Annotated in this window: 10 protein-coding genes; 6 read left to right on the top strand and 4 right to left on the bottom strand. The window is 71.1% G+C overall.

All coding sequences use genetic code 11. The features are described 5' to 3' along the window. Positions 1-251, top strand: a 251-nt coding sequence (locus P3X83_RS42900) for an NmrA family NAD(P)-binding protein (protein ID WP_277311212.1), incomplete at its 5' end; no start/stop codon positions are given. A 108-nt stretch (positions 252-359) separates the two neighbouring features. After that, positions 360-722 carry a nuclear transport factor 2 family protein gene (locus P3X83_RS42895; RefSeq protein WP_277311213.1) on the top strand — a complete coding sequence of 121 codons (363 nt, stop codon included), beginning with the start codon at positions 360-362 and terminating at the stop codon, positions 720-722. A 98-nt stretch (positions 723-820) separates the two neighbouring features. On the opposite strand, the gene P3X83_RS43405 is transcribed toward P3X83_RS42895, so the two are convergent. Beyond that, positions 821-1234, bottom strand: coding sequence for a TetR-like C-terminal domain-containing protein (locus P3X83_RS43405; RefSeq protein ID WP_346742796.1), 414 nt, complete (start codon positions 1232-1234; stop codon positions 821-823). 26 nt (positions 1235-1260) lie between these two features. Next, a complete protein-coding gene (locus P3X83_RS42885; RefSeq protein ID WP_277311210.1) occupies positions 1261-1860 on the bottom strand; it encodes a TetR family transcriptional regulator C-terminal domain-containing protein in 600 nt (199 codons plus the stop codon). A gap of 97 nt (positions 1861-1957) precedes the next feature. Here P3X83_RS42885 and P3X83_RS42880 point away from each other — a divergent pair, with 97 nt between their 5' ends. Continuing rightward, positions 1958-3448, top strand: coding sequence for a carboxylesterase family protein (locus tag P3X83_RS42880; RefSeq protein ID WP_277311209.1), 1491 nt, complete (start codon positions 1958-1960; stop codon positions 3446-3448). Positions 3449-3495: 47 nt separating this feature from the next. Continuing rightward, on the top strand, positions 3496-3729 hold the full coding sequence (locus P3X83_RS42875) for a hypothetical protein (RefSeq protein ID WP_277311208.1): 234 nt from the start codon (positions 3496-3498) through the stop codon (positions 3727-3729). Positions 3730-3822: 93 nt separating this feature from the next. Here the strand turns inward: P3X83_RS42875 and P3X83_RS42870 are convergent, their stop codons facing one another. After that, positions 3823-5268, bottom strand: a complete 1446-nt coding sequence (locus P3X83_RS42870) for an alpha/beta hydrolase (RefSeq protein WP_277311207.1) — start codon at positions 5266-5268, stop codon at positions 3823-3825. Between the two features lie 110 nt (positions 5269-5378). Between P3X83_RS42870 and P3X83_RS42865 the strand changes: the two genes are divergently transcribed. Together P3X83_RS42865 and P3X83_RS42860 are read left to right on the top strand one after the other, a co-directional pair. Beyond that, positions 5379-6635, top strand: coding sequence for a sensor domain-containing protein (locus tag P3X83_RS42865; protein WP_277311206.1), 1257 nt, complete (start codon positions 5379-5381; stop codon positions 6633-6635). Beyond that, positions 6623-7270, top strand: a complete 648-nt coding sequence (locus P3X83_RS42860) for a response regulator transcription factor (RefSeq protein ID WP_277311205.1) — start codon at positions 6623-6625, stop codon at positions 7268-7270. Before P3X83_RS42865 ends, P3X83_RS42860 begins: the two co-directional genes overlap by 13 nt. Before the next feature lie 662 nt (positions 7271-7932). Here the strand turns inward: P3X83_RS42860 and P3X83_RS42855 are convergent. Further along, on the bottom strand, positions 7933-8212 hold a 280-nt coding region (locus P3X83_RS42855; RefSeq protein WP_277311204.1), incomplete at its 5' end, for a hypothetical protein.

Below are 8212 nucleotides of genomic sequence, written 5' to 3'. Positions count from 1 at the left end.
TGGCGGCGACGGACGCGTGCGCGCCGTCTTCGGCGAGCACGTCGCGGGCGGCCTGGAGCAACGTGCGGTCGTTGCGTGTCGGGCACCTGGTCTACAGCTCGGTCGGCGGCGCCGAGCGGCACACCGGGATCGAGCACTTCGAGAGCAAGGCGGCGATCGAGTCCTACATCCGCGCCCTGGGACTGCCCGCGACGATCCTGCGGCCGGTGTTGCCACGCACCACTTCAACGGCCCGCCGGGAAGCCTTCTGAATCCGGCACCCACTCGCCGACGATCGGAGTCCCTGGATCGGACTGCGAAGATCAGCCGAGCGTGAACGTCCTGGCGCGGATACGGCGTCGGCTGGGAGGGTGGATCTCATGATGGAGGACTTGCGGGACGCTGAGCGCCGACTCCAGGCCGCACAGCTCGCTGGAGATGTCGAGGCACTGGATCGGCTGCTGGATGATCGGCTGATCTTTACCTTCGGTGCGAACACTGCGACCAAGGCGGACGACCTGGAGGTGCACCGCACTCGGGCGCAGGTGATGACGAAGCTGGTCGAGGAGGAGTTGACCGTGCTCGCCGATGGGCACACCGGGGTGACGTGGTTTCTCGGCACCGTCGAAGGGACCGTCTCCGGTACGCCGTTCGCGGCCAGGATGCGCTACACCCGCACCTGGCTGTACGACGAGACGAACGGCTGGCGAATCATCGCCGCGCACGCCAGCACGACCGATTGAGACAGCCGACACATTGTCCGACGACCGGCCGCCGGACCCAACGTAGCCCTCTGTGATCGAGCTCAGGATTGCGTTTCCAGGAGCCGTTCGGGCGTGTCTCATGGGGTGGGGCCGATCCCGGTGAGGAGGGCGTCGAGGATCCGGTCGACGTATTCATGAGTCAGTGGTTCTTGGGTGATCAGGAGCCGGAAGTACAGCGGGCCGGACAGGATCGCCATGGCCAGGTCGAGGTCGAAAGAGGGCGACGGTTGAACACGGTGAACGTTCGTGGTCACTGCACTGGTGGCCGGTCGGACGCGTTCGCCGCCGGGCGGTCGGCCAGGGGTGAGGCGATCGATCAGGTGTGGGACGGGAGAGGGGACAGGACCAGGCGGATGGCGAAATTGCGGTAGCCGGCGCGTTCGAAGGCGCGGGCCATCGGGACATTGCCCGCGTCCGTGTCGGCGACGATCCGTTGCGCGCCACGTTCCGCGTGGCTGCGGGTGATCTAGCCTAGAGCTGATCTTGTTCACACCCGCCCCCGTGTCCGGGGGGCAGGTCACGTACTCCTGAACAGCCGGTCCAGATGCACGTCGATCGCGGCGAGCGCGTCCTGGGGCTCGATCACGTCGAGTTCGATCAGGGAGGTGAAGCCGGTGAGGGCGAGGAGCAGGTTGGTCTCGGTCGCCGGGTCGTGGGCGGAGTCGATGTGCCCGTCGGCGATCGCCTGGCGGACCAACTGCTCGACGAGGGCCCGCCCTTGGACGAGGCCGCGGCGGGCCTGCTCGTGCACGGCCTCGTCGTGCAGCGCCTCCAGGGCGTAGGCGGCGCTCATCCGGCTGGTCGCGCGGGCGTCGGCATGCAGGGGGAGCATTTCCGCGAGCGTCAGTCGCAGCACGTCACGGGGGTGCGGACGGTCACCGAGCTTTTCGAGCCCCTGGTGTACGCGCGCCGATGTCTGCTCGGACGCGAAGTCCATGGCGAAGGAGAGCATGGCGGTCCGGGAGGCGAAGTAGTGCTGCAGCTGCCCGAGTGACATGCCCGCCTCCTGCGCCACCACGCGCATCGTCAGCTGTGTGGCGCCGCGCTGGTCCACCACCCGCCACAGTGCGCGGGCGATCGCTTCGCGGCGTCCGCGGTGATCCACCTGTTTCGGCATCGCCGGCCACTCCCTCGTACCTCGGGACTGTTCCAATACAGTTGACATAATACACTTGACCCGTAACCCTGGGATCCAATCGAGGGAAGGAATCGTCATGTCCGAACAGCCAAAGGTGCGGACCACGGAAGGCGTGGTGCAGGGGCGCCGGCGGCAGGGGCACGCGGTGTTCCGCGGCATCCCCTACGCCCAGCCCCCGGTCGGAGCGCTCCGCTTCGCCGCGCCCGCGCCGCCGTACCGCTGGGAGGGGACGAGGCAGGCGGTCGAGTTCGGCCCCGTGGTGCCGCTGTCCCTGCCGATCGACGTGCCCCCGCAGGGCCCCGACTGGCTGACGCTCAACGTCGGCACTCCGGATCCCGGCGCGGCGGGACTGCCGGTGCTGGTGTGGATCCCCGTGGGCGGCTACCTCTCGGCGGCGTCGAGCGACCCGATGTTCGACCCGGCAGCGCTGGCCGAGGCGGGACTCGTCGTGGTGACCATCAACTGCCGCGTGGGCGCGGAGGGTTTCGCGTTCCTCGACGACGCGCCGCCCAACCGCGGATTCCTCGACCAGATCGCGGCGCTGGAGTGGGTGCAGCGCAACATCGCCGCCTTCGGAGGCGACCCGGGCCGGGTCACCGTGGCCGGGGTGTCCGCCGGGGCAGGGTCGGTCGCCGCCCTGCTGACGATGAAGCCGGCGCGCGGCCTGTTCCGGCGGGCCATCGCCCATTCGGTGCCGGGGCTGCACAGCACCCCCGCGCTGGCACGGCAGGTCACCGCCGCGTTCGCGGACCGGCTCGGCGCGGCGGCCCCCACCGCCGAGGCCCTGCGCGACATCGACCCATGGCACCTGGCCGCCGAACTCACCTCCTTCAACGCCGGCCTCCACGCGCACCGGGAGAGCTGGGGACGCCTCACGGAGACCGGCACTGCGCTGTGCCCCGTCGTCGACGGCGAGGTCCTCCCGGAAACGCCCTGGCCCGCGCTGACCGGCGCGCGCGCGAGCGGGACCGAACTGCTCGTCGGCCACACCCGGGACGAGTTCCGGTACTTCAGCGTCATGAGCGGACGGTACGGCACCTTCACCGAGGAGGACGCCCACGCAGCCCTGGAACTGCAGGCCCCGCAGCCGGACGGCGCGCGGGCCTACCGTGCCGCGTTCCCGCAGGCAGGCCCGGAGGAGCTGGTGGAGACGGTGTACTCCGACGCCCTCTTCCGCATGCCGTCACAGAAGCTGGCCGAGGCGAACGCCGCGGCCGGCGGCACCTCGTACCTGTTCGAACTGTGCTGGGTCGCCCCGGCCCTCGGCGGCATCCTGGGTGCCTGCCACAGCCTCGATGTGCCCCTGGCGTTCGGCACGCTGGACAGCCCCGTCGGCACCCAGCTCATCGGCGAGGAGCCCACCTCCGAGGCCGTCGCGCTCTCCCGCGAACTCCAGGAGGCATGGGTCCGCTTCGTCACCACCGGCAACGCAGGGTGGTCCGCCCACCGGCCCGGCGGGAACCTCACCCGCGTCCTGGACACCGAGTCGAAGACTCTGCCTTACCCCGAACAGGCATCCCGCCAGATCTGGGAAGGCCACTTCCCCGCCCCCTTCGATCTCTCGTAATTGTCCGGGTCGGCTCCTACGACGGCGACGCCGCCGAGCTCGCCGAGGTGCTGCCGGCCGCGGACCGGATCGTCCGCGGCTGCCCCAGCGCCATCCCCATCACCCTCGACCAGGCAGAGGTTCGCTGCGTCCTGAGCCCTGGCAACCTCCCGGCGATCCGCACCTCGCGGCAGGCGAAGAACCTCATCAGCGCGGCCGCCCACCATCTGCCCGGCCTCCACGACCAGGCCCTCACCGAACGATTGCGCGCCTGGATCGCAGCGAAACCCAACCTTGCCTGAAGACCTGGAGCCGACGGCATCGGTACAAGGGCCAACAGCGCCCAGTCCTCCAATGTCTCGCCCATATCGCCGGCGGATGTCAGGCGGGTGACATCAGGAGGCAGGGCAGCTCGAGCCGTCGGCCGGGACGCGCAGGCGCAGCAGGTAGTCATCGACCGTCCGCCGGGTGCAGGCCGTGCGCTGGTAGGCGCCGTGCCCGGCGCCCTCGTAGGTGACCAGCGCCGCGCTCCGGCCGAGCTGGCGGCGGACGTTGAGGGCCCATCGATGTCCGGCCGCCGGATCGTGTCGCGCGTTGATCAGCAGGATGGGGGGAGTACCGGTGGCCGGCTTGAGGCGGTGCTGCGGGCTATTGGGCTCTACCGGCCAGACCGCGCAGGTCAATGCGAAGGCCTGGGTGTCGGGATGGGTGCGCATGTGCGGTGCGACCTGGCGCATCCGCTCGGCGTAGGCGGCGAACCGCCGGTAGTCGGGCATCTTCAGCCGCCAGTCCTGGCATGCCGCGGGCGCGGGATGCTCGATCTCCCGCACCTCGGGACCCGGCAGCCCGCGCACGACCCCGCGCGGCCCCGGCTTTCCGGACTCCAGCGAGGCGAGCCGCTCGGCCAGCCATGTGTAGGACGGCTCCATGAACCCGCCCAGGTGCGCCTCCGTGGCCAGGTCGTAGGCGCTCAGCACGCGGCCCTTCAGCGCCGGGTCGCCCAGCGTGCCGCGGTCGGCCCTGGCCATCAGGCCCTCCCAGATCCGCGGCACGTCCCGGCCGTGCAACGCGCACGCCCGGTCCCGCTCGCACCAGCGGGTGAACGCCCGGAACGAGTCCTCGACGTTCGCCGCCTGGCTGATCAGTAAGCGCCCCGTGGGCAGGCTGTGATCGACGCTGCTGTCCAGCGACATCGCCCGGATGTTCCGCCCGAACAGCTCGGCGTACCCCTGCCCGGCCAGCGTCCCGGCGGACATGCCGTAGTAGCTGATCTTGCGCTGGCCGAGCGCGGCCCGGATGGCGTCGATGTCGCGGGCGACGCTGGTCGTGTCCAGGTGGTCGGCCACCGGGCCGGTGCGCCGTCGGCAGTCCGCGGCCAGCTCGGCGGCGTACGCCTTGAGCCGGTCGAAGTCCCCCTGGTCGCGGGGCTCCGGCAGCGGCTCGCGGCGGACGATGTCGGCCGAGCATCGCACCGCGCCGCTGCGCCCGACGCCACGCGGGTCGAACCCCACGACGTCGAACCTGGCCAGGATCTCCTTGCTGAAATAGGTGCCCGCCTCGCCCTGCAGGAACTCGGTCCCCGGCCCGCCGCCGAAGTTGACCACCAGGACGCCGATGCGCCGCCCCGGATCGGTGGCCTGGTGCCGGGCCACCGCCAGCCCGAACTTCGCCCCGCCCGGTCGCTCCCAGTCGATTGGGACGCGCAGCAGGCCGCACTCCACGGTCCGGTTGTCCGCGCACGGCGCCCATTCGATCGCCGGCGTGCTGCCGGCGGCTGCTCCCGGAAGCACGAGCGCGGCGCTGGTGAGCACCGTGCCCAGCATGTACCTGAATCCCGCCATGGTTCCTCCTTCTCGGTCGAGGACCATCAAAGGCGGATCGGCAGGTGAGCACAGGAGTCCCTGCCCCCAGTCGCGTGGGTGGGCAGGCCCTACCTCGTAGGGTGGCGGCCATGGACGTGACAGTGGCGGAGGCGCTGCGCCGCGACCCCTTACGTTTCCTGGTGTCCACCTGGCCGCTGCGCACCGTGGCCTACGTGCTCACCGGTGTGGCCAGCGGCGTCATCGCCATGGTGTGGGTGCCGGTGGCGCTGGTGGCGGGCGCGTTCGTGTTCACGCCGGTACTCACCCACCCACTGGTCGCGGTCGAACGGCGACGCGTGTCGTTCCTGGGCGGCCCCGCCCTGTCCGACCCGCACCGCCCGCCGGACCGGGCCACGGTCACCGCGTGGCTACGAGCCCGCCACACCGAGGCGGTCACCTGGCGCGAACTGGCCTATCTGGTGCTGCACGGCAGCGTGCTGCTGGTCGTGAACGTCATCGCGGTGCTGCTGGGGTGGGCCCCGGCGCTGATCTATCTGAGCGGCGTGGCCAACTTCGCCACCTCGGCCGTCGGCGGCTCGGCGCCACTTGTGCCGGCGGCGCGGGCCGACGTCGGCGGCGAGGTGGCGGTTCCGCTGGTCGGTGGGGCGGCGCTGGCCGTTCTGGCCACGGCCGTCCTCCTGGCGTACACGACGGCCGTCGCCGCTTTGGTGCACGGCGCGCTGGCCCGGCTGCTGCTCTGCCCGGGAGCCGAGGCCCGCGTCCGCTCACTGATGCGCTCCCGCGCCCGCCTGATCGACGCCTTCGAGTCCGAGCGCCGTCGCATCGAGCGGGACCTGCACGACGGCGCCCAGCAGCGGCTGCTGCGGCTCGGCATGACGCTCGTCACGGCTCAGCTGGAGCTGGAGCACGGTCCCGACGCCGCCCGGCCGCTGCTCGCCCGAGCCGCCGAGGAGGCACGATCGGCTCTGGCGGAGCTACGTGAGCTGGTCCGCGGAATCCACCCGCGCGTGCTCACCGACCTGGGCCTGGCCGCCGCGGTAGCCGAACTGGCGGGCGGCTTCGCCGTACCGGTGAGCGTGGAGGTGGACCTGCCGGGACGACTGCCCGCGCCGGTGGAGTCGACGGCGTACTTCGTCATCGCCGAGGCCCTGACGAACGCGGCCCGTCACGCCGCGGCGACCGAGATCCAGGTGACCGGCCGCGTCACCGGGGGCGCCTTGACCGTCGAGACGCGCGACAACGGCAGGGGCGGGGCGGATCCGGCCCGCGGTACCGGACTGACCGGCCTGAGCGACCGAGTCGACGCACTGGCCGGCGCCATCACCGTGACCAGCCCGCCTGGAGGGCCGACGGTCGTCCGCCTGGAGCTGCCATGCTCCGCATAGTGCTCGCCGAAGACGCGCTGCTGCTCCGCGAGGGGCTCGCCGCGCTGCTGGCCCGTTTCGGGCACGAGGTGGCCGCCGCCGTCGCCGACCCGGACGCACTGGCCGCCGCCGTCGCCGAGCAGTCTCCCGACATCGTTGTCACCGATGTACGCATGCCGCCGGGTTTCACCGACGAGGGCCTGCGCGCCGCCGTCGCCCTGCGCCGCACGCACCCCGGACTGCCCGTCTTGATCCTCAGCCAGTACGTGGCCACCGCCTATGCGGCCAAGCTGCTGGAGTCCACGGACTCCGGAGGCGTCGGCTACCTGCTCAAGGATCGCATCCTGGAGGTGAGCGAGTTCGTCGACGGCGTCGAGCGGGTCGCGGCCGGCGGCTGCGTCATCGACCCCGAAGTCGTCCGTCGGCTCCTCACCCGCCACCACGACCCGTTGAACCGCCTCACTCCTCGCGAACGTCAGATCCTCGCCCTGATGGCCGCAGGCCGCTCCAACACCGCGATCACCAACGAGCTGAAGGTCAGCGAGAAAGTGATCGGCAAGCACATCAACGCCATCTTCACCAAACTCGACCTCCCGCCCACCGCCACCGATGAACACCGCCGCGTCCGGGCGGTGTTGATGTACCTGAGCGCATGAAGGGCAGAGAAGCTCGGCGTTGACGCATCCCTTGGCCGATGGGACTGGCGCATGTGGGCGTCGGCCTGTTTGACCGCCAGCGGCAGATCACCAGTCCGGCCACATCGGCGGAGTGGGTGACGTTGTCGAGTACCACCAGCCGGCCGGCATGGACGGCCGGCCACCGCCGCGCCCAAGCCGCCCGCTCCTCCAAGGCGCGGCCAGCGTGCGCCTGCCCACCCCACCCAGCCCGTGCACCGCCCGAATCACGGCCCCACCGGTGCGGTCGGGCCAGGCCTCCGGTGGCAGGTACCGGGGCGTCGCCCCGGACGCCAAGATCGCCGTCGGCAAGGTCCTCAGAGACGTCGGGACAAGCCGGACGACCGACATAATCGCCGGGATGGAGTGGGCGGCCAACGAGATCAAGGCAACGGTGATCAACATGAGCCTCGGCGGGACGGACACGCCGGGCCTGGACGTGTTCGAGGAGGCGGTGAACACCCTCAGTGAGCAGACCGGAAGCCTGTTCGTCATCGGGGCCGGCAACGTGGGAAGCCAGGGCATCTTCAACCCCGGAAGCGCCGGCGCCGCGCTGACGGTCGGCGTGGTGGACCGGAACGACGAGCTGGCTAAATTCTCCAGCCGGGGCCCGCGCCTCATCGACCGAGCCGTCAAACCGGACATCACCGCACCAGGCGCCGGACATCACGCGCGACGGCGACGAAATCAACTGCAACCTGACCGGGCTGTTCAGCGACGGCGACCCCGGCCGCGCCGGGTGGGACGGTGACATCACCGGCACGGTCCTCCTGCATCTCGAAGAACATCCCGGCCTGCCGCTCGCTCAGCACCGGGACCGTCACCGTGCCGCTGTGCAGGGTGGTCTTTCCGCCGGCGGCGCGGGTCGCGCCGCGGGAGGCGGCGAGCTCCAGGAATCCCGGGTTGATCCCGTTGATCAGGTCC

It is taken from the genome of Spongiactinospora sp. TRM90649 (genome assembly GCF_029382225.1).
Classification (GTDB): Bacteria; Actinomycetota; Actinomycetes; order Streptosporangiales; family Streptosporangiaceae; genus Spongiactinospora.
The sequence above is the reverse complement of the archived record's forward strand: the minus strand, read 5'-3'. Positions and strand labels throughout refer to the sequence as shown.